The 20,047-nt window shown below is 64.3% G+C and carries 17 protein-coding genes; 4 read left to right on the forward strand and 13 right to left on the reverse strand.

The genetic code is table 11. The annotated features are described in order from the left end of the window. The first annotated feature begins 204 nt into the window (after positions 1 to 204). The 3 genes from BLT09_RS31575 to BLT09_RS31585 all read left to right on the forward strand — a co-directional run bounded on the left by BLT09_RS31575 (position 205) and on the right by BLT09_RS31585 (position 3,618). Positions 205 to 1,755: a cation:proton antiporter gene (locus tag BLT09_RS31575; RefSeq protein WP_091600402.1), complete on the forward strand. Its 1,551-nt coding sequence runs from the start codon at positions 205 to 207 to the stop codon at positions 1,753 to 1,755. Between the two features lie 95 nt (positions 1,756 to 1,850). Further along, entirely contained in the window at positions 1,851 to 2,765 is a 915-nt protein-coding gene (locus tag BLT09_RS31580; RefSeq protein WP_091600403.1) for an endonuclease/exonuclease/phosphatase family protein, read from the forward strand. 7 nt (positions 2,766 to 2,772) lie between these two features. Then, on the forward strand, positions 2,773 to 3,618 hold the full coding sequence (locus tag BLT09_RS31585; protein ID WP_091600404.1) for an EamA family transporter: 846 nt from the start codon (positions 2,773 to 2,775) through the stop codon (positions 3,616 to 3,618). Positions 3,619 to 3,748: 130 nt separating this feature from the next. Here BLT09_RS31585 and BLT09_RS31590 read toward each other — a convergent pair whose 3' ends face one another. The 13 genes from BLT09_RS31590 to BLT09_RS31655 form a co-directional block, all read right to left on the reverse strand. Next, complete coding sequence (locus BLT09_RS31590; RefSeq protein ID WP_091600405.1) at positions 3,749 to 4,063, reverse strand: Dabb family protein; 315 nt, start codon at positions 4,061 to 4,063, stop codon at positions 3,749 to 3,751. Positions 4,064 to 4,073: 10 nt separating this feature from the next. Then, on the reverse strand, positions 4,074 to 5,702 hold the full coding sequence (locus tag BLT09_RS31595; RefSeq protein ID WP_091600406.1) for a GMC family oxidoreductase: 1,629 nt from the start codon (positions 5,700 to 5,702) through the stop codon (positions 4,074 to 4,076). Between the two features lie 12 nt (positions 5,703 to 5,714). Then, positions 5,715 to 6,476, reverse strand: coding sequence for a 3-ketoacyl-ACP reductase (locus tag BLT09_RS31600; RefSeq protein WP_091600407.1), 762 nt, complete (start codon positions 6,474 to 6,476; stop codon positions 5,715 to 5,717). Positions 6,477 to 6,684: 208 nt separating this feature from the next. After that, on the reverse strand, positions 6,685 to 8,187 hold the full coding sequence (locus BLT09_RS31610; RefSeq protein ID WP_091600408.1) for a GMC oxidoreductase: 1,503 nt from the start codon (positions 8,185 to 8,187) through the stop codon (positions 6,685 to 6,687). 5 nt (positions 8,188 to 8,192) lie between these two features. Beyond that, positions 8,193 to 9,308, reverse strand: coding sequence for an ABC transporter ATP-binding protein (locus BLT09_RS31615; protein WP_091600409.1), 1,116 nt, complete (start codon positions 9,306 to 9,308; stop codon positions 8,193 to 8,195). A 4-nt stretch (positions 9,309 to 9,312) separates the two neighbouring features. Continuing rightward, entirely contained in the window at positions 9,313 to 10,257 is a 945-nt protein-coding gene (locus tag BLT09_RS31620; protein ID WP_091600410.1) for a carbohydrate ABC transporter permease, read from the reverse strand. Further along, complete coding sequence (locus BLT09_RS31625; protein ID WP_091600425.1) at positions 10,254 to 11,210, reverse strand: carbohydrate ABC transporter permease; 957 nt, start codon at positions 11,208 to 11,210, stop codon at positions 10,254 to 10,256. The genes BLT09_RS31620 and BLT09_RS31625 overlap by 4 nt, the downstream gene beginning before the upstream one ends. A 165-nt stretch (positions 11,211 to 11,375) precedes the next feature. Further along, the gene (locus BLT09_RS31630; RefSeq protein WP_091600411.1) at positions 11,376 to 12,629 is read right to left on the reverse strand and encodes an ABC transporter substrate-binding protein; all 1,254 of its coding nucleotides are present in this window, start codon (positions 12,627 to 12,629) and stop codon (positions 11,376 to 11,378) included. A 59-nt stretch (positions 12,630 to 12,688) separates the two neighbouring features. Further along, entirely contained in the window at positions 12,689 to 14,200 is a 1,512-nt protein-coding gene (locus tag BLT09_RS31635) for an aldehyde dehydrogenase family protein (RefSeq protein ID WP_091600412.1), read from the reverse strand. Between the two features lie 26 nt (positions 14,201 to 14,226). Then, positions 14,227 to 15,003, reverse strand: a complete 777-nt coding sequence (locus BLT09_RS31640; protein WP_091600426.1) for an enoyl-CoA hydratase/isomerase family protein — start codon at positions 15,001 to 15,003, stop codon at positions 14,227 to 14,229. Beyond that, the gene (locus BLT09_RS31645; protein WP_091600413.1) at positions 14,996 to 16,597 is read right to left on the reverse strand and encodes an acyl CoA:acetate/3-ketoacid CoA transferase; all 1,602 of its coding nucleotides are present in this window, start codon (positions 16,595 to 16,597) and stop codon (positions 14,996 to 14,998) included. Before BLT09_RS31645 ends, BLT09_RS31640 begins: the two co-directional genes overlap by 8 nt. Further along, positions 16,594 to 17,610, reverse strand: coding sequence for a Gfo/Idh/MocA family protein (locus BLT09_RS31650; RefSeq protein WP_091600414.1), 1,017 nt, complete (start codon positions 17,608 to 17,610; stop codon positions 16,594 to 16,596). The genes BLT09_RS31645 and BLT09_RS31650 overlap by 4 nt, the downstream gene beginning before the upstream one ends. Beyond that, entirely contained in the window at positions 17,607 to 18,650 is a 1,044-nt protein-coding gene (locus BLT09_RS31655) for a LacI family DNA-binding transcriptional regulator (protein ID WP_023798089.1), read from the reverse strand. Before BLT09_RS31655 ends, BLT09_RS31650 begins: the two co-directional genes overlap by 4 nt. Positions 18,651 to 18,889: 239 nt before the next feature. Here BLT09_RS31655 and BLT09_RS31660 point away from each other — a divergent pair, with 239 nt between their 5' ends. Continuing rightward, the gene (locus BLT09_RS31660; protein ID WP_091600415.1) at positions 18,890 to 20,044 is read left to right on the forward strand and encodes a dihydrodipicolinate synthase family protein; all 1,155 of its coding nucleotides are present in this window, start codon (positions 18,890 to 18,892) and stop codon (positions 20,042 to 20,044) included. Positions 20,045 to 20,047 lie beyond the last annotated feature (3 nt).

Here is a 20,047-nt window from a genome sequence, read left to right on the forward strand (position 1 = left end):
GAGTGAATGGTGAATAGTGAATAGTGAATAGCAAGAAGGCGCTTTACGCGCCGAGATTTCTCTGCAAGCGACCATTCACCATTCACCATTCACCATTCACCATTCACCATTCACCATTCACCATTCACCATTCACCATTCACCAGCCAAACTCGTCGCCGTTTTTTTGCCTGCCAATCGCCCGGCTTCGCCGCTACGATGAGGCATGGCGCTTTTCGAGCTGACCCTTATTCTCCTGCTGATCGCCGTCGCGCTGACGGCGTTGTCGCGGCGTCTCCAGGTTCCCTATCCGTCGTTGCTGGCGTTGGCAGGCGCGGGCATCGCCTTCCTGCCGTTTGCGCCGACCATCGAGATCGATCCCGAACTGGCGCTTGCCTTGTTCATCGCGCCGGTGCTTCTTGACGCGGCCTACGACACGTCGCTGCGCGATCTCAATCGCTACAGACTGCCGCTTTTCTTGCTGGCGCTTGGCGCCGTCGTTTTCACCACCGCTGCCGTGGCGCTCGTTGGATGGACGATGGCAGGCCTGCCGATCGCTGCGGCCATTGCGCTGGGCGCGATCGTGGCGCCGCCCGATGCCGTGGCGGCGTCGGCCGTGCTTGGACAGTTCAAGGTGCCGCACCGCGTCACCGCGATCCTGCAAGGCGAAAGCCTGCTCAACGATGCCACGGCACTGCTGATCTACCGCATGGCGGTTTCCGCAGCCGCCGGCTCCATCCTGCTGAGCAGCGCGGTTCCGATGATCTTGCTGTCGACGGTCGGCAGCCTTGCCGCTGGTTACGTGCTCGGCCGATTGTCTCTCGTCACCCTCAGCCGCATCAGAGATCCGGCAAGCGGCACGGTGGTGCAATTTGCCGGGACGTTCGGCGTCTGGATCCTGGCCGACAGGATCGGGCTCTCCGCCATCATAACGATCGTCGTCTATGCCATGACCATCGCACGTACCGCGCCGCGCCACATGCCGGCCAGAAATCGCATCAGCTCCTACTCGGTCTGGGAGACGGCGGTGTTCGTGCTCAACGTGCTTGCCTTCGTCCTGATGGGACTTCAGGCACGGTCGATCGTCGGCCGGCTTGCCGAGCAGGGGCAGGTCGAAGCGTTTGTCTTTGCCGCAGCCGTGCTGGCTGTCGTCATCGTCTCGCGTCTCGTCTGGGTGCTGGGATGCGGCGCGATCATGAGGTGGCTCGCCAGCTTCGGTGACGCGGAACGGCAGGCCGAGGCCCCGTCATTTCGCGGCGGCGTACTGATCGGCTGGTGCGGCATGCGCGGCCTTGTCACGCTTGCAGCAGCATTTGCCTTGCCGGCCGACTTTCCCGGCCGCGACCCGATCGTGCTCGCCGCTTTCTCGGTCGTGCTCGGCACCCTGGTGCTGCAAGGCATCAGCCTGAAGCCGCTGCTGCGCCTGCTTCGTCTCGATCCGGACGGAACTGTCGACCGCGAGGTCGCGCAGGCACGCGTCGCCATCATGCAGGCCGCGCTGGAGGTGTTGAGCGGCAAGACATCGAATGCCGCGGCCGTGGTCCGCGAGCAATTTGCCGCGCAGCGCACGATCGCTGAAAACCCTGACGACGCCCAGGCAGCGACCGAGTACGACAGGTTGCGCCTCTATGCCATCAAGAGCCAGCGTGACGCGCTGGAGCAATTGCGTATCGACGGGACGATCGGCGACGAAGCGTATCATCGCCTGGAGGAGGAAATCGACTGGTCGGAACTGGCCGCCTCTCCGCCGGGACGATTCCAGCCGCTGACGACTTAGCTGCGCTATCTGGCCCAAGCTCTCTGCATCCGGCTGCACATTGCAACCAATCCGCCAAACCGCTACTGCCATCACGAAATTGAGCCGGTTAAGCAATGAAGCTGGTCAGCTACAACATCCAATACGGTTTCGGCAGCGACGGCCGCTACGATCTCGCGCGTTCCGCCGAGGTTGTCGCTGGCGCAGACATCATCGCGTTGCAGGAAGTGGAACGGCACTGGCTGCGCAGCAACGAGGACGACCAGCCGGAACTTCTCTCGCGACTGCTGCCCGAACATTATTGGGTTTATGGGCCGGCCTTCGACATGGACGCCAGCGAGCGGCGTGACGGCCGCATCGTCAACCGGCGGCGGCAATTCGGCACCATGGTCCTGTCCAAGCTGCCGATCGTCTGGTCGCGCCTGCACACGCTGCCGCTGCGCCGCACCGTGCGTCCGCTCAACACCCGCAACGCAGCGCTGGAATGCATGATCCACACCCCTGCCGGTCCGGTGCGGGTGCTGTCGCTGCATCTGGCGCATATCGCCGCCGAAGAGCGGCTGGAGCAGATCGACTATCTGCTCGCCGAGCATCGCCGCGCGCCGTCCGACGGCGGCCCGTGGAGCGGCGCCGACGATGAGCCCGTGCGCAACTGGAGCAATGGCGAGCCGGAGCCGGAAAACCCGCTGGCGGCGATCTGGATGGGCGATTTCAACATGGAGCCGGGCAGTGCCGAGTACCGGCGCATCGTTGGCAGCACGCCGTACCATCGCGGTGCTGCCTATCTCAACGGTTTTGTCGATGCCGCCGCCGTCGCCAGCGACCCGACGGCGGAGTTCCATACCCATGTGAAGACCATCGACGGCAGGCTGGCAAAGCGACGGCTCGACCATTGCTTCGTCGGCGGGATGTTGGCGGGACGGGTCCGCTCGGCCAGTGCCGATATCGACGAAATCGCCTCGGACCATTTTCCGCTGCGGGTCGAGATCGACCTGGAAACGCCGTTCGGGACGGGGGCCGAAGGCGCATGAGCCGCCGATGACCTTGTTCGTCTTCTTCGCGGTGCTTGCTGCCGCCGCCATGCACGCGATCTGGAACGCGCTGGTCAAGGTTCATCTCGACCGCTTTTTGTCGATCACGCTGATGACGCTCGGCATGGGCGCCGTGGCGCTTCTGGCGCTGCCTTTCGTCGAGGTGCCGAAAGCGGACGTGTGGCCCTATATCATCGCCTCGGTAATCTTCCACATGGGCTACAGGACGTTCCTGATCGCCGCCTACAGGGCCGGCGATTTCGCCCAGACCTATCCGCTGGCGCGCGGCACCGCACCGCTGCTGGCTGCACTTGGCGGCATCGTGGTGGTCGCCGAAGTCCCGGCGCCGCTCGCCATCCTCGGCATTGTTCTCTTGTCGGCCGGGACGCTGGTGCTGTCGTTTCGCGGCGGCGCGCATCTGGAAAGGCTGAACCTGCGCGCCGTCGGCTTTGCGCTGGGCACCTCGATCTTCATCGCCGGCTATACGCTGTCCGACGGCAGCGGCGCGCGGCTGGCCGCGACGGCGTCGAGCTATGCCGCATGGCTGTTCGTCTGCGATGCGCTGTGGGCGCTGGTGCTGTGCCTGATCTTTCGCGGACCAAAAGCGCTGCCGGTGCTGGCGCGCGACTGGAAGGCGGGCGTGTACACCGGCGTGCTCAGCGGCGCCGCCTACTGGATCGTGATGTGGGCGATGACCAAGGCGCCGATCGCCTCGGTTGCGGCGCTGCGCGAAACCTCGATCCTGTTCGCCATGATGATCTCGGTGTTTGCGCTCGGCGAGAAGATGACCGCCTGGCGGGGTGCCGCCGTGCTCAGCATCGTTGCCGGCGTCGTCGCGCTGAGGCTTGGATAGGCTAAAGCGCGTCGCGTTCGACCGACCTCACGCGACGCGCTTTGGATTGTTGTTTTATGCATGTCGTTAACGCAAAACCGCTGCACACCCTCGGGTCAGTGCCCGAGGGCATGCTTTTGCGCGACATGCATTAAGCGCCTATCTCGAGGTCGAACACCATCAGCCCGTCGGTTCCGCCTTCAAGCGCCGCGACCAGCCGAGCGCCGGCTCGGCTGTGAGCCTCATGCACCAGGTAGGCGTCGCGTGCGGCGGCATCGCTGAAGTCGATGGTGAAGCCGTGCGTGAAGCCGCGCGCGAACGGTTCTGGGCTGACATTGGCGCTGAATTCGACCTTGGCCATGCCGTCGATCACCGACCGCAGCGCCTCAAGATCGGCATGGATTGCCGCGCGCTCGTCGTCGGTGACGTCATTGCGGAATCGAACGAAAACACAGTGCCTGATCATTCTTGGAATCTCATGCCGCTTGGTTGGTGGAAAACACGGCCGGCGGCAGTGGTTCGCGGCCAAGGATCAGATCGGCGCCCTTTTCGCCGACCATGATCGTCGGCGCATTGGTGTTGGAGGAGGGGATGCGCGGCATCACCGAGGCGTCGCAGACGCGCAGGCCCTCGATGCCACGCAGCCTGAGATCGGGCGTAACCACGCTCATCGCATCATGGCCCATGCGGCAGGTGCCGACAGGGTGGTGGTCGGTCTTGGAACTGCGGCAGGCATAGTCGAACAGCTCGTCGTCGCTGGTGAGTGCCGGTCCCGGCAGCACCTCGCGCAGCACGTAGGGGGCTAGCGCTTTCTGCCGCATGATCTCGCGTGCCAGCCTGAGCCCCTTGATCGACATGTCACGATCGTAGGGATCGGACCAGTAGTTCGGGTCGATCAGCGGGTGGTCGGCGGGGTCGGCGCTGTTCAGCCGCACCGTGCCGCGCGAACGCGGGCGCAGGAAGGCCGAGTTCAGCGTCACGCCCGGATTTTTCAGTTTTTCGACACCGGCCTCGATGCCGGAGCCGAGGCCGAGATGGAGCTGGATGTCGGGCGAGGCGGCGGTCGGGTCAGCGTACCAGAAGCCGCCGGTCTCGAACAGGCTGGAGGCAACCGGGCCTTTTTTCAACAGCAGGTATTGCAGGCCGGCCCATACCGTCCGGTGCAGCTTGGCGTAGTTGTCGTAGGTGTGGTCGCCGGTGCATTCGGCAATGACGAACAGGTCGAGATGATCCTGCAGGTTGGAACCGACGCCGGGCAGATCGTGCACCGGCGTCACGCCGACCGACTTCAGATGGTCGGCCGGGCCGATGCCCGACTGCATCAAGAGCTTCGGCGAGCCGATGGCGCCGGACGAGACGATGACTTCGCGTTCGGCACGCAAGGTCGTCGGCTGGCCGCCCGGCCTGTCGACGATCTCGACACCGACGGCGCGGCCCTTGTCGATGACAATGCGCGTCACCAGCACATCGGTCCTGACGGTCAGGTTGTTTCGCGCGCGGATCGGCCTGAGATAGGCGACCGAGGCGGAGGAGCGTCTCGCGTTCTTCTGCGTCAATTGGTAATAGCCGACGCCTTCCTGGGCTACCCCGTTGAAGTCGGGATTGAAGGGAATGCCCATCTCCTGCCCAGCGCGGAAATAAGCCTCGCAGATCGGCAGCGGCGCAATCGGGTTCGACACGCCGAGCGGACCCTGGTCGCCGTGAAAATCGTTGGCGTAGCGCTGGTTGTTCTCGGCCCGCTTGAAATAGGGCAGCAGGTCGCGATAGCCCCAGCCGGCAAGGCCTTCTTCCTTCTCCCAGGCGTCGTAGTCGCGGGCATTGCCGCGTGTGTAGATCTGGGCGTTGATGGAGGAGCCGCCGCCGATCACCTTGGCCTGCGTGTATCGGAAGACGCGGTCCTTCATGTGCTTTTGCGGCACGGTCGACCAGCCCCAGGCGGCGATGCCCTTGGTCATCTTGGCGAAACCGGCCGGCATGTGGATCAGCGGGTGCCAGTCCTTGCCGCCCGCTTCGAGCAGCAGCACTGAATTCGATGGCTCTTCGCTCAGCCGGTTGGCCAGCACGCAGCCGGCCGGGCCGGCGCCGACGATGATGTAGTCGGTCATGGCGTCACCTTTTCACAGCCTCGGCACCGACAGCGCGCCGTCGACATTGATGATCGAGCCGGTCGAAAAGCCGAGTTTGCCGCCGGCGAGTGCCACTACGGCGGCGCCGACATCGGCGGCTTCGCCCCAGCGCCTTGCCGGCACCAGCCCGCCGTCGATCAGCGCATCGTATTTGGCGGTTACCCCCGCGGTCATGTCGGTGTGGATGATGCCCGGCCGCAGCTCGAATACACCAATGTTTTCGGCGGCGAGGCGTAGCGCCAAGGTTTTCACCCACATCGAAAGTCCGGCCTTGGAGATGCAGTAGTCGGCACGTTCCGGCGAGGCCATTTCGGCGCTGACCGAGGTGATGGTGATGATCGATTTCGGGTGGTCACCCGGCGCCGCAAGCATCGCCCTGGCAACGGCCTGGCTGAGGAAGACGGTGCCGCGCAGGTTGATGGCGAGGATCCGGTCGAAGTTTTCCGGTTTCAATTCCAGCAGGTCACCGCGTACCACGGCGCCGATGCCGGCATTGTTGACCAGGCAGTCGATGCGGCCGAAGGCGCTCGTCGCGGCATCGACCAATGCGGCATGGTCGTCGAGGTCGGCAATGTCGCCGCAATGGTAGGCGAATTTCGCGCCGCGGGCGGTGATGTCAGCGGCAACCCCGTCGCCGGCCTTTTCGGCAAGGTCCACGACAAGGATATCGAAGCCGGCATCGGCCAGCGCCTCGGCGCAGGCAAGGCCGATGCCGCGCGCGCCGCCGGTGATGATGGCTGCCGGACGGCTCATGTGAAGATGTTCCTTTGGACGTCAGCGCCGCCCCTCATCGCCCTGCCGGGCACTTCTCCCCGTATAGTGACGGGGACAAGGACGCCTTCATCGCCTGCTTCGCCAATCGCCAGCGTTGCAAAAAAGGCGCCGGGGTTGCGGCCAGCGGGCTTCTCCCCGTTCACGGGGAGAAGGTGCCGGCAGGCGGATGAGGGGCGGCGCAGACCGATCATAGGACAAGCTCGCTCTTGCGGATGTGGTCGGCAACGCGCAGCGCTTGTGCGGCGATCGACAGCGCCGGATTGACCGCGGCCGAGTTCGGCAGGAAGCCAGCGTCGACGACAAACAGGTTCTTGTGGTCGAACGAGCGGCAGAACGGGTCGAGCGGCGAGGTCGCCGGATCGTCGCCCATCTTGACCGTGCCGCACTGGTGCGACGGCGTGCGCTTGTCGAAAGGCCGCGACAGGACGATCGGATAGCCGCAGGCGCGGAAGTTCTCGCGCATCACCCTGGTCAGCCCGTCGAGCGACTGCATGTTGGAGCGCCGCCACTGCATGACGATGTCCTTGCCGTCGACCATGATGCGGCTTTCGGGGTCCGGCAGGTCCTCGCACATCAGATACCAGTCGACGGCGTGGCCGGCCATGAAGTCCAGCGCGAATTTGGGCGCAAGCTTGACGTTGGCCCTCAGCATATGACCGTCGATCTTGCCGAGAAGCTGGACATTGCCGAGCGGCTTGCCGCCCTTGCCGTCGGATAGATAGTAGTCGTTGAGCATCAGCGTCTTCTGGTAGACGGAGGTGTTCCTGCGGCGCGGATCGATCGCCAGCATGGCGCTCGAATTGTGGTTCATGAAGTTGCGGCCGACCTGGTCGGAGCGGTTGGCAAGGCCGTTTCCGTTCGGGGACGGCGAACGCAGCAGGATGGCGGCGGAATTGACCGCGCCGGCCGAGAGGATGACCAGTTTCGACGTCACTTTCTTCAGCCTGCCACCCTGGCGATAGTGAACGGCGGCGATCGTCCTGGCATCCGATGAGGCTTCGAGGTATTCGACATGAGCACCGGTCTCGAGCCTGATGTTCCGGTCGGCAAGTGCCGCTGTCAGCGGCCCCGATTGGGCGTCGACCTTACCGGTCCCGGTGTTGGGAAACGCGTCCCAGCCTGTCTTGCCGTCCTTTAGCCAGGCATCGATGTCGACTCCGAGCGGCAGCGATGCCGGATGCAGGCCGAGGCCCATGAGTTCGGCGCGGGCGCGGGCGATCGGCGGCTCGTCCGGCACCGGCCCGAAGGGGTAGGGGATCGAGTGGAACGGTTCGGTCGGGTCTTCGCCGAGTGCGCCGCGCACGCGAAAAAGCTGCTCGGCCCTGGAATACCAGGGCTCGAATTCCTCATAGGAGAACGGCCAGGCCGGCGAGACGCCGCCATAGTGCTCCATGACAGAAAAGTCTTGCCTGCGGTAGCGGATCAGCACCGCGCCATAGAATTTCGAATTGCCGCCGACATAGTAATAATTGCCGGGATTGAACGCAGCACCCCCGGCCTCGCGCCACATCTCCTTCGGCCGGTAGTGGCCGTCGACGAAGATGGCGCGCGTGTCGCGCGTGTGCGGCGTCGCCGGCAATAGTTCGCCGCGCTCCAGCATCAGGATCGAGGCGCCACTGCCGGCAAGGCCGGAAGCGATCGTGGCGCCGCCGATGCCGGAGCCGATGATGACGATGTCCGGGTTTGTCATGGCTGTCAGAGGATGCGGTTCTCGGTCGCCGGATCGAAGAACACCGCCTTGGTCAGGTTGAAGGCGAGCGGCGTGCTGGTGCCAGGCTGGATGTTGGCGTCGGCGCGCAGACGCGCCACCACCGCCTTGCCGCCGAGATTGGTGACGGCGAAGGTGTCGGAGCCGGCCGGCTCCACGACCTCGATGTGACAATCGGCGGTGGCGATGTTCGATGCGTTGCGTTCGGCTCCTTCAGGATCGGTCAGGGCCTCGGGACGGACGCCAAAAATGATCGGCTTGTCGTGGAATGCCGACAGACCAGTCGGCGCATCGGCCAGCGGCAGCGAGATCGGCTCGCGCGCCTCGCGCTGCAGCACCACGGAAAGCGCGTTGCCATTGCCGCCGATCGTCGCCGGGATCAGGTTCATCGCCGGCGAGCCCATGAAGTCGGCGACGAACAGGTTGGTCGGGTTGTTGTAGATTTCGGCAGGCGTGCCGAACTGCTGCACCTCGCCGTCGCGCATCACCGCGATCTTGGTGGCCAGCGTCATCGCCTCGATCTGGTCGTGGGTGACGTAGACGATCGTGGTGCCGGTGGTTGCGTGCAGCCGCTTGATCTCGATGCGCATGTCGACGCGCAGCTTGGCGTCGAGATTGGAGAGCGGCTCGTCGAAGAGAAACAGCTTGGGGTCGCGCACCAGCGCCCGGCCCATGGCGACGCGCTGGCGCTGGCCGCCGGAAAGCTGGCTCGGCTTGCGCTGCAGGAGGTGGCCGATTTGCAGCACCTTCGCCACCTTGTCGATCGCCTTCTGGCGCTCGTGGGCCGGCACGCCGCGCATCTCCATGCCGAAGGCAATGTTTCCCGCGACGGTCATGTTCGGATAGAGCGCGTAGCTCTGGAACACCATGGCGATGTCGCGCTTCGAAGGGTGGAGATCGTTGATCGTGCGGCCGTCGACGCGGATTTCGCCTTCAGTGATGCTTTCCAGGCCGGCGATGGTGTTGAGCAAGGTCGACTTGCCGCAGCCGGACGGGCCGACCAGCACGAGGAAGCCGCCCTTTTCGAGATCAACGTCGATGCCCTTCAGGATCTCGACCGATCCGAACCGCTTCCTCAGCCCATCAATTTCGAGAAAAGCCATTCGATTATCCTTTGACGGCGCCGGCCATCAGGCCGCGCACGAAATAGCGGCCAGCGACCACATAGACGAGAAGGGTCGGCAGTGCGGCGATCATCGCCGCCGCCATGTTGACGTTGTATTCGACGACACCGGTCGAGGTGTTGACGACGTTGTTCAGCGCTACGGTCATCGGCATCGCGTCACCGGTGCCGGCATAGGCCGAGGCGAACAGAAAATCGTTCCAGATGTTGGTGAACTGGTAGATGACGGTGACGACGAAGATCGGCATCGAATTCGGCAGCATGATGCGCCGGAAAATCTGGAAGAAGCTGGCTCCGTCGACCTGTGCCGCCTTGACCAGTTCGGTCGGGAACGCCTCGTAATAATTGCGGAAGAACAAAGTGGTGAAGCCAAGCCCGTAGACGACGTGGACAAAGACCAGATTGACCGTCGGATTGCCCAAGCCGAATGAAAATCCCGTTGCGTTTCGCAGCGTCACGCCGAAGCGGCCGAGGCTGCCGAGGATCGTCGCCATCGGCAACAGCACCGACTGGAACGGAATGAAGCAGGCAAACAGCATCAGCCCGAAAACCAGCGTGTGGCCGCGGAAGCGCCATTTGGTCAGCACATAGCCGTTGAGCGCGCCGAGCAGCGTCGAGATCAGCACCGCTGGAACCACCATCTTGATGGAATTCCAGAAATAGCCCTTGATGCCGGCGCAGGTCAGGCCGACGCAGGTCTCGCCCCACGCCTTCAGCCACGGCTCGAAGGTCGGCGCCTGCGGCAGCGCCAGCATGTTGCCGTTCTGAATCTCGTCCATTGTCTTGAACGAGGTCACCAGCATGACGAACAGCGGCATCAGGTAGAACAGCGCGAACAGCGCCAGCAGGCCGTAGATGACGATGCGGTTGACGGTCCTGGCGCTGATGCCGCCAGTGCTCTGGCGAGTGGGCGTGGCAATGACGCTCATCGCGGTCGCTCCCTGAGCTCGGAATAGAGATAGGGCACGATGATCGCGGTGATGGTCATCAGCATGATCACGGCGCTGGCCGAGCCGACGGCCATTTCGTTGCGCTTGAAAGTGTACTCGTACATGAAGTTCGACGGCAGCCAGGCCGAGCCGCCCGGCCCGCCGCTGGTCAGTGCTACGACCAGGTCGTAGGACTTGATGGCGAGGTGGGCGAGCACGATGAAGGCCGAAAGGAACACCGGCCGCAGCAGCGGGATGACGATGCGGCGATAGAGCTGGACCGTGGTTGCGCCGTCGATCTGCGCCGCCTTCATGATCTCCCCGTCGATGCCGCGCAGGCCGGCCAGGAACATCGCCATGATGAAACCCGAGGCCTGCCAGACGCCGGCGATCACCACGGTGTAGATGACGAAATCCTTGTTCTTGATCCAGTCGAAATGGAAGCTCGTCCAGCCCCATTGATGCAGCGTCTGCTCGAGGCCAAGGCCGGGATCGAGGAACCATTTCCAGGCGACGCCGGTGACGATGAAGGACAGTGCCATCGGGTAGAGATAGATCGGCCGCAACATGCCTTCGCCACGGATCTTCTGGTCGAGCAGGATCGCCAGGAAAAGGCCGAGCGCCAGGCAGATGAAGATGTAGAGAAAGCCGAAAATGCCCATATTGGTGATCGACGTGTACCAGCTCGACGGCGGGTCGCTCTCGAAGGTCCAGCGCCATAGCCTCTGATAGGCACGCGGCCCAGTCAGCGCATAGGACGGGAAGGTCTTGGAGTTGGTGAAGGACAGATAGACCGTCCACAGGATGAAGCCGTAGACGAAGACGATGGTGATCGCAAAGCTAGGCGCCAGCACGATCTTCGGCAGCGCGTCCTGCAGGCGCGAACGCACCGACGCGCCCGGGCGCGCATTATGCTCCGGCGTCAGCTTGATCTGGGTCGCGACCGTTGTCATGGGCTCCTCCCTCGCGGGTCCCTTCACCGCCGGGCGGGGAAGGATAGCCCCGTCGAGACGGGGCGTGTTGGTTGATCGCCGGCGCCATTCCGACCAGAAGCCGACCATCCTGGCTTGGTGGAACCTTCCCCACCGGAGCGGGGAAGGTCCTTTCATGCCTGGTTCTTATTTGGCGTCTTCGATTGCGTTGACCAACTGGGTCACGGCCTCGTCCGAGGTCTTGATCTGGCCGTGGACGAATTTCGAGACGACGTCCTTGTAGGCATTGGCGACGGCCGGCGGCGCGCCATAGCCCTGCGCCAGCGAACCGAACAGCGTGCCGCCTTCGTTGGCGGCCTTCAGGTCGGCCATGCCCTTCTTGCCGCAAGCGTCGAAGTCGGTGTCGGGCACGTCGGTACGGGCCGGGACCGAGCCCTTGACGACGTTGAAAGCCGACTGGAAGCTCTTCGACAAAGTGGCGGTGGCCAAGGCGGCCTGCGCGGCCTTGCGATCCTCCGGAACGTCGAACATGCCGAACATGTCGGAGTTGTAGACCACGCTGCCGTCGGTGCCCGGGAAGCGATAGCACAGGAAGTCGGTGCCCGGCGTCTTCTTGGCGGCGTTGAATTCGCCCTTGGCCCAGTCGCCCATCACCTGCACCAGAGCATCGCCCTTGATGACCATGGCGGTGGCGAGGTTCCAGTCGCGGCCGGAGAAGTTCGGGTCGACATAGGTGACGAGCTTGGCGAGGTTGTCGAACGACTTCTTCATCGTGTCGGACTTCAGCTGCTCCTCGTCGAGGTCGTTGAAGGCCTTCTTGTAGAACTCAGGTCCGCCGGTCGACAGCACGACCGAATCGAACATGGTGGCTTCCTGCCAGTTCTGGCCGCCAAGCGCGAGCGGGATGACGCCCGCCGCCTTGGCCTTGTCGAGCAGCGCGATGAATTCGTCGAAGGTCTTGGGCTCGGTGCCGCCGATCTTGTCCATCACCGCCTTGTTGATCCACAGCCAGTTGACGGAGTGGACGTTGACCGGAGCCGCGACCCACTTGCCGTCATAGACCGAGAATTTCTGCAGGGCGGCCGGCACGGATTTGTCCCAGCCTTCCTTTACCGCCGTCTCGGTCAGGTCGCCCATTACGCCGGCAGCCGCGTAATCGAGCACGGTATAGCCGAGCATCTGCGAGGCAGTCGGGTAGTTGCCGGCCGCGACCATCGCCTTCAGCGCGGTCATGGCGGCGTCGCCGCCGCCGCCGGCCACAGGCACGTCCTTCCAGGCAAAGCCTTGCTTGGCCAAATCCTCCTTGAGCACGTTCAAGGCAGCCGCTTCGCCGCCAGACGTCCACCAATGCAGCATCTCGACTTCTTTGACGTCCTGGGCATGGGCCGCGAACGCAAGACCCGAGCCGAGAGCCGTTCCGATAAGCAGTTTGCGCAACATGTACTTCCTCCCTTGTTGCAGCTACACGACCGGCGGCTGTCCGCCGGGTTCTTCACAGCTCAGCCGACCCACCATCCGGTGCGCTGGCCGCGATGAAACTGGATTGTCTTTTCCTCGGTATAATCCTCGACGGCGCGCTTGCCGAGTTCGCGTCCGAGACCGGATTGCTTGTAGCCTCCGAAAGGCAGCTCGGGATAACCTTCCATGAACGTGTTCACCCAAACGGTTCCCGAACGCACACTCCGCGCCACCGACATGCAGGTGTCGATGCTGGCGCTCCACACACCCGCCGATAGACCATAGGGCGTGTTGTTGGCGATGCGCAACGCCTCTTCAATCGATCCAAACGTCAGCACCGACAGCACCGGGCCGAACACTTCCTCACGTGCAATGGCCATGTCTTCGGTGACGCCGCGAAGGATGGTCGGATCGAGATACTGACCGGCACTGGAGGCGATCTGCTTGCCGCCGCTATAGACGCTGCTGCCGTCGTTTGCCGCCGCCGCCACGTAGCCGGTGACCTTGGCCAGGTGCTCGGAAGAGATCATCGCGCCGACCTTGGTGCTGTCGTCGAGCGGATCGCCGACGGTGACCCTGGCGGTAAGCGCCTTCACTGCGCCGAGCAAGTCGTCGGCGATCGCCTCATGGACGATCAGCCGGCTGCCGGCGTTGCAGCATTCGCCGGCGTTGAAGAAGCCGCCGAACACTGCCGCGTCGGCGGCGGCTTCGAGGTCGGCATCTGGAAAGACGATCTGGCCGTTTTTGCCGCCGAGCTCCATCGAGACCTTCTTCAGCGCGTTTGCAGCCGATGCCATGGTCACCTTGCCGACCCGGGTGGAGCCGGTGAACGACACCATCTCGACCAGCGGGTGGGCGACCATCGGCGCGCCGACATCGGCGCCCAGTCCAGCGAGGATGTTGACAACGCCATCCGGCAAGCCGGCCTGCATCAGGATGTCGCCGAGCACGAAGGTCGAGGCCGAGGTCATCTCGCTCGGCTTGACCACCGCCGTGCAGCCGGCGGCGAGCGCGAACGGCAGTTTCTGACTGACGATGAGGAACGGAAAATTCCACGGCGTGATGATCGAGACGACGCCGATCGGTTCACGCAGCACGACGCCCAGCATGGCGTCGCCGAGATTGGCGTAGGTCTCGCCATGCAGCGTTCGGGCAAGCGCCGCGGCATAGCGCCAGATGTCGACGGCGCCGCCGATCTCGCCGCGCGCCTGGGCGATCGGCTTGCCGGATTCCAGCGCGTCGAGCCGGGCAATCTCTTCGAGCCGCGCCTCGATCAGGTCTGCCGCCTTGAGCAGGATCGCGGCGCGCTCGCCGGCCTTCATGCGCGGCCAGGGGCCGGTCTCGAAGGCCTTGTGCGCGGCCTGTACCGCCGCCCCGACTTCCGCCGCGCCGGCTTGCGCATAGTGCGAAACGGTGAAGCCGTGGCCAGGGCTGTTGCGCTCCAGCGTCCGGCCGTCGCGGGCATCGACGAACTTGCCGTCGATCAGCAGCCGGTAGGTCTTCGGTGCTGCGGATGCCTCGGCGGGCATGGCGATGGTGAGGGGCAAGTTCATGTGAGTTCTGGGTTCCGCTTGCATTCTCATGATCTTGAAAACGCTGGTTTCTGCTTGGCCTTGAAGGCGTCGACACCGGCCTTGAGATCGCCGGTCAGCGCGATGAAGCCGCTGGCCAGCGCCTCTGTCGCGGCAGCACTTTCCTCGCCCTCGGCGACCGCGATCATCAGCTTGGCTGCTTCGGTTGCCAGCGGGCCGCGCTCGGCGATCTTGCCGGCCCAGGCCCTGGCCTCGCTGAATGCGTTGCCGGTTTCGACCACCCGGTCGACGATGCCCAGAACGAGTGCTTCGGCAGCCACGAACAGTTCTCCGCCAAGCGCCATGCGCCGCACCGTCTGGGCGCCGAAGCGGCGCACCGCGCGCTGCGTGCCGGACCAGCCGGGCACCACGCCGATCGAGGTTTCCGGAAAACCCAATTTGACCTGCGCCTCGGCGACGCGGAAGTCTGTAGCCGCCGCCAGTTCCAGCCCGCCACCCAGTGCATGGCCGGACAGAACGGCGATCGTCGGCTGCCGCAACCGCGCCAGCCGATCGAAGACGCGGTGGCCGTAGCGAACCCATTGCACCTGGAAATCGGCGGCGCTCATTTGCGACCAGGCTTCGACGTCGCCGCCGGCGCAAAAGCCCTTGCCTTCGCCGCACAGCAGCACGACACGAACGCTGTCCGCAGCTTCCGCCGTATCGAGCGCGGCTTCCAGCGCGCGCAGCATCGGGATGTCGAGCGCGTTGAATTTCTCCGGCCGGCGCAGCGTGACGATGCCGAGGTCGCCGTCTGTTTCAAAGCTGACGAGACGCTCAGACATGCGCGCCTCCAAGCGAGGCGCCGCCATTGAGCGACAGCCCGATCGGCCGGTCACGGTAGAGCGCGTCCGGCGTGACCTTCAGGTCGTTGGCGACGGCGAGCGGGATCTCGGCCTGCGCCAGCACGTCGCGCTCGAGGTCGATGCCCGGTGCCAACTCAGTCACCATCAGCCCATCCGGCGTCAGCTTCATCACGCAGCGCTCGGTGACATAGGTGATGTCTTGTCCTTGCGCGACAGCGCGCTTGCCGGAGAAGGAGATGTGCTCGACCTCGCCGACCACCTTCTTGACCTTGCCTTCCCCGTCGATGCGGATGCCGCCATCGGCAAGCGACAGTTTGGCGCCGGCATTGAAGAAACCGGAAAAGACGATCTTCTTGGCCCGCGCGGTGATGTCGACAAAACCGCCGGCGCCGGCGGTGACATGCGGCCGCGCCGAAAGCTTCGACACGTTGACCGAGCCGTGGCGGTCGATCTGCAGGAAGGACAACAGCGACGCGTCGAAACCGCCGCCCTGGAAGTAGATGAACTGGTGTGGCGAAGGCATGAACGCGTCGGCGTTCGACGAGCAGCCGAACTTGAAATCGAGCAGCGGCACGCCGCCGACCGCGCCCTGTTCGATCACCCAGGTGACCTTGCCGTGCTGGCCCTCCTCGATAAGGATGCGCGGCACGTTGGCCGAGATGCCGAAACCGATGTTGACGGCCATGCCGTCGGCAAGCTCCATGGCGACGCGTCGCGCGATGACCTTCTGGACGCTCATCTCGGCGTTGCGGAAAGTCGACAGCGGGCGGAAGATCTCGCCGGAGATGGCCGGGTCGTAGGGTGTCAGCGTCGTCTGCAACTGGTCGGGCGCCGCCACGATATGGTCGACCAGCACACCGGGCACGCGCACGTCATGCGGCTTCAGCGTGCCGTTCTCGACGACGCGCTTGACCTGCGCGATGACGATACCGCCATTGTTGCGGGCGGCGAGCGCCTGCTCCAGCCCGCCGAGATAGGCGCCCTCGTGCTCGTAGGTGAGGTTGCCGCGCTCATCGGCGGTGGTGGCGCGGATGATGGAGACATCAGGCACGATCGAGCGGAAATAGAGCCATTCCTCGCCGTCGAACTGCTGCACCGAAACGATCGGCTCGCTGGCCGCCGCATTCATGGCGCAGCCCTGATGACGCGGGTCGGCGAAGGTGTCGAGGCCGACCTTGGTCAGCACGCCGGGGCGCTTGGCGGCGGCCTCGCGATGCATGTCGAACAATATGCCTGAGGGCACGTTGTAGGCGGCGACCGAATTGTCACCGATCATCTTCCAGATCTGCGGCGGTTCAGAGGATGAAGGGCCGGACGGATAGGAGCCGCACAGCGTGCGCTTCAACAGGCCGGGCTTGGCCAGATGGTCGATACCCCTGATGCCGTACATGTCGCCGGCGGCGATCGGGTGCAGCGTTGTGATGTCCTTCGGATGGCCTTCCGCGTCGAAGCGCTCGCCGATCGCGGCGAGCACCGCATCCGGGCAGCCGAGGCCGCTCGACGACGACACCGAAACGACCATGCCGTCGCCGATCAGGCTGGCGGCTTGCGCTGCGGAGACGAGTTTGCTCACCCTGCGCTCCCGAGTGTCGGATCGATCGCGACCGATTTGCCGGACTTGGCTGATTGCAACGCCGCTTCGGCTGATGTCAGCGACCAGACGCCGTCCTCACCGGTGGCCGACGGCTGGCCTTCGCCACCGATCGCCGCATGGAACTGGCGCAGGGAACGGACATAGAGATCTTCGCGGTCGAAGCTCAATTCCTCCTCGCCCTTTGCCGTGCGCAGCAGCACGGAGCCGATCGGCTTCTGCGTCATCACATCTTTCGCGATCAGGGAGCCTTCGCTGCCATGCACCTCGAAGCCGGTGCCGGCGAATTTGGTGGTGAAGCCTTCATGCGACTGGGCGATGATGCCCGATTTGAAGCGCCAGATGCACATGGCGCCGTCTTCCAGCCCGCCGCTGGCCATGCCTGCGGCCTGGGTGAACGCCGAAACCTCGAGCGGATCGTCGCCGAGCACGAAGCGCAGCGTGTCGGCATCGTGCACGGTGATATCGAGCACCACGCCGCCACCGGCTTCCGGCCTGGTGATCCGCCAGCCCTGCAGATTTTCGGGCAGATAGACCGAGTGGAAGACGCGCGCAGCAATCGGCTTGCCTATGCGGCCGGCGGCAATGGCTTCGCGCATCGCCCGGTGCGAGCCGGCATTGCGCAGATGATGGTTGGTGCCGAGCACGAGACCGGCCGCCTTGGCGGCGGCGACCATTTTCCGCGCATCGGCGCTGGTCAGCGCCAGCGGCTTTTCGCACAGCACATGTTTTCCCGCGGTGATGGCGGCCAGTGCCTGTTCGAGATGCAGTTCGTTGGTGGTCGAGATGTAGACGGCGTCGATGCCGGAGCCGAGCAATGCATCGAGCGTCGAGACGGCGAGCGCAATGCCGTTCTCCTTGGCATAGGCAGCGGCGCGCTCCGGGCTGGAACTCATCACTGCCGTGATCTCGCTGTTCGGTTGCGCGCGGATGGCGTTGATCACGAATTGCCTGGCGATCGTGCTTGCGCCGATCAGTCCCCATCTGACGGTCATGCCGCGTCTCCCATTCCGGCACGGCGATCAGGACCGCAACTGTCCCTGACGACGAGGTTGACGGCGCCGATATGGTCCTCGGCGCGGGTGGTGCGCGACTGGATCATCTTCAGCATGACATGGGCGGCGCGCTCGCCGAGGCCTGCCGAATCCACCGCGACACTGGTCAGCGCCGGCATGTAGTGCTGGGCTTCGATCACGTCGTCGAAGCCGACAACTGCGAAATCCGCGCCGGGCTCGAGTCCCCGCTTGCGCAGCGCCAGCATGACGCCGAAGGCGACCGCATCGTTGAAGCACAGCGCCGCGGTCGGCGGCTCGGCCATGGCGAGGGCCGTCTCCAGGCAGGCAATGCCGCCCTTGCGGCTGGTTTCGCCTTCGACGACCAGTGTATCGCGCTTGGCGATGCCGAGCCCCTCGCAGGCCTCGCGAAAACCGCCCAGCCGCTCGTGATAGACCACCAGATCCGATGAGCCGCCGAAGAACGCCAGCCGGCGATGCCCTTTGCCGATCAGATGGGCGGTGGCGAGCCAGGCGCCGCGATGATTGTCGGGCGCTATCACCGGGATGCGGCTTTCAGGAAGGCGGCGCATGGTGAAGACGATCGGAAGGCCCGCCATCTCGATGCGACGGAAAGCACCAGGGGTCGTGCCGCGCGCCGGCGACACGATCAGCCCGGCGACACCTTGCTCCATCAGCGATTTCAGCACCTCTTCCTGGCGCACCGGGTTTTCCGCCGTGTTGGCGATGAACGGCACGATGCCCGCCGACTGGAACACACGCTCCATGCCGACCGCCATTTCGGCGAAGAACGGGTTGGTAAGGTCGTTGATGACCATGCCGATGACGTTGGAATGGGCCTTGCGCAGATTGGCGGCGCCGCGGTTGTAGACATAGCCGACATCCTCGATCGCCTTGCGAACCTTTAGCGCAGTCTCAGGTCGGATCAGTCCGCTGCCCTGCAGCACCAGCGACACCGTCGACTTGGACACGCCCGCCTCACGGGCAATGTCGAGTATCGTCGCCTTGGGCCTGCTGGCCATTCAGATACGTCCTCCGGTGTTTTCAGGCCGAATTTATTGGAACGTTCTAATTCTGGGCTGGATTCGAGTCAATCAGGATTTTTCCAGAATTCGAAAAATCCGGCAGTCGGCGCTTAAATGCCGCTCTTAAACGGCTTTCTTCGCTACGACGCAGCATTCTGGGGCATAGATCGAGAATCCACAAAGGTCCTTGATTTGTTGGAACGTTCCATTTAATAGCGCGACCAAGGGAGAGATCGATGGACATTGCCTTGCCCGGGGAGGGCGGTCGCAGCACTCGCTACCGCCTTGTCGGCCAGCCGGCACAGCCGGTGATCGGCGCGCGGTTTTCGCGTATCGCCTATGCCGCCGCCCATGTCGTTGCCGATCCCCTCGCGATGGCCGATCCGTGGTCTCATCCTGCGGTCGACTGGGAGCGCACGATGGCGTTCCGCCATCATCTGTGGCGGCTCGGCTTCCGCATCGCCGAGGCGATGGATACTTCGCAGCGCGGCATGGGTTTCGACTGGGCAAACGCCAGGGAATTGGTCCGCCGCTCGATCGCCGAGGCGCGCACCATCGAGGGCGCCGATCTCGCCTCAGGCGCCGGGACAGACCATCTGGCGCCAGGCGCCGCCAGGACGCTCGACGATGTCATCGCGGCCTATGAAGAGCAGTTCGGTTTCATCGAAGGCCTCGGCGGCAAGGCGATCATGATGGCCAGCCGCGCGCTGGCAGCTGTCGCCAAGGGTCCCGACGATTATTTCAGCGTCTATGACCGCATCCTGTCCCAGGCATCCGGCAAGGTCATCCTGCACTGGCTGGGCGACATGTTCGATCCGGCGCTGAAGGATTACTGGGGCAGCCATGATTTCGACACTGCGCTCGATGCGGTCGTCGCCATCATCGAACGCCACGCCGGCAAGGTCGAGGGGATCAAGATATCGCTGCTCGATGCCGGCAAAGAGGTTGCCCTGCGCAACCGGCTGCCGGAAGGGGTGGTCATGTTCACCGGCGACGATTTCAACTATCCCGAGCTGATCGCCGGCGATGGCGAAAGACACTCGCATGCGCTGCTCGGGATTTTCGACGCTATCGCGCCGGTCGCCAATGCCGCGCTGGCTAGGCTGGCCGACGGCGACCGCGCCGGTTATGACGCGCTGATGGCGCCGACAGTGCCTTTGTCGCGAAAGATCTTCGAGGTGCCGACCGAATACTACAAGGCCGGTATCGTCCTCATGGCTTGGCTGAACGGCCACCAGGACCATTTTTCGATGGTCGGCGGCATGCAGTCGGCACGCGGCATTTGCCACTATGCCGATGTGTTCCGCCTTGCCGACCAGGCCGGATTGCTGGCCGACCCGGAGCTTGCCATCGCCAGAATGGAGAACCTGTGCGCCGTGGCGGGTGTCTGACCG

The sequence above is a fragment of the Mesorhizobium muleiense genome, assembly GCF_900099905.1.
In the GTDB taxonomy this organism is placed as follows: Bacteria; Pseudomonadota; Alphaproteobacteria; order Rhizobiales; family Rhizobiaceae; genus Mesorhizobium; species Mesorhizobium muleiense.

What these genes read in the sequence shown, in the direction of transcription:
- BLT09_RS31620 (WP_091600410.1), bottom strand. Translation starts at nt 10,257, where the DNA reads ATGAGCGTCATTGCCACGCCCACTCGCCAGAGCACTGGCGGCATCAGC.
- BLT09_RS31585 (WP_091600404.1), top strand. Translation starts at nt 2,773, where the DNA reads ATGACCTTGTTCGTCTTCTTCGCGGTGCTTGCTGCCGCCGCCATGCAC.
- BLT09_RS31610 (WP_091600408.1), bottom strand. Translation starts at nt 8,187, where the DNA reads ATGACAAACCCGGACATCGTCATCATCGGCTCCGGCATCGGCGGCGCC.
- BLT09_RS31630 (WP_091600411.1), bottom strand. Translation starts at nt 12,629, where the DNA reads ATGTTGCGCAAACTGCTTATCGGAACGGCTCTCGGCTCGGGTCTTGCG.
- BLT09_RS31615 (WP_091600409.1), bottom strand. Translation starts at nt 9,308, where the DNA reads ATGGCTTTTCTCGAAATTGATGGGCTGAGGAAGCGGTTCGGATCGGTC.
- BLT09_RS31600 (WP_091600407.1), bottom strand. Translation starts at nt 6,476, where the DNA reads ATGAGCCGTCCGGCAGCCATCATCACCGGCGGCGCGCGCGGCATCGGC.
- BLT09_RS31580 (WP_091600403.1), top strand. Translation starts at nt 1,851, where the DNA reads ATGAAGCTGGTCAGCTACAACATCCAATACGGTTTCGGCAGCGACGGC.
- BLT09_RS31635 (WP_091600412.1), bottom strand. Translation starts at nt 14,200, where the DNA reads ATGAACTTGCCCCTCACCATCGCCATGCCCGCCGAGGCATCCGCAGCA.
- BLT09_RS31655 (WP_023798089.1), bottom strand. Translation starts at nt 18,650, where the DNA reads ATGGCCAGCAGGCCCAAGGCGACGATACTCGACATTGCCCGTGAGGCG.
- BLT09_RS31595 (WP_091600406.1), bottom strand. Translation starts at nt 5,702, where the DNA reads ATGACCGACTACATCATCGTCGGCGCCGGCCCGGCCGGCTGCGTGCTG.
- BLT09_RS31625 (WP_091600425.1), bottom strand. Translation starts at nt 11,210, where the DNA reads ATGACAACGGTCGCGACCCAGATCAAGCTGACGCCGGAGCATAATGCG.
- BLT09_RS31575 (WP_091600402.1), top strand. Translation starts at nt 205, where the DNA reads ATGGCGCTTTTCGAGCTGACCCTTATTCTCCTGCTGATCGCCGTCGCG.
- BLT09_RS31650 (WP_091600414.1), bottom strand. Translation starts at nt 17,610, where the DNA reads ATGACCGTCAGATGGGGACTGATCGGCGCAAGCACGATCGCCAGGCAA.
- BLT09_RS31640 (WP_091600426.1), bottom strand. Translation starts at nt 15,003, where the DNA reads ATGTCTGAGCGTCTCGTCAGCTTTGAAACAGACGGCGACCTCGGCATC.
- BLT09_RS31660 (WP_091600415.1), top strand. Translation starts at nt 18,890, where the DNA reads ATGGACATTGCCTTGCCCGGGGAGGGCGGTCGCAGCACTCGCTACCGC.
- BLT09_RS31590 (WP_091600405.1), bottom strand. Translation starts at nt 4,063, where the DNA reads ATGATCAGGCACTGTGTTTTCGTTCGATTCCGCAATGACGTCACCGAC.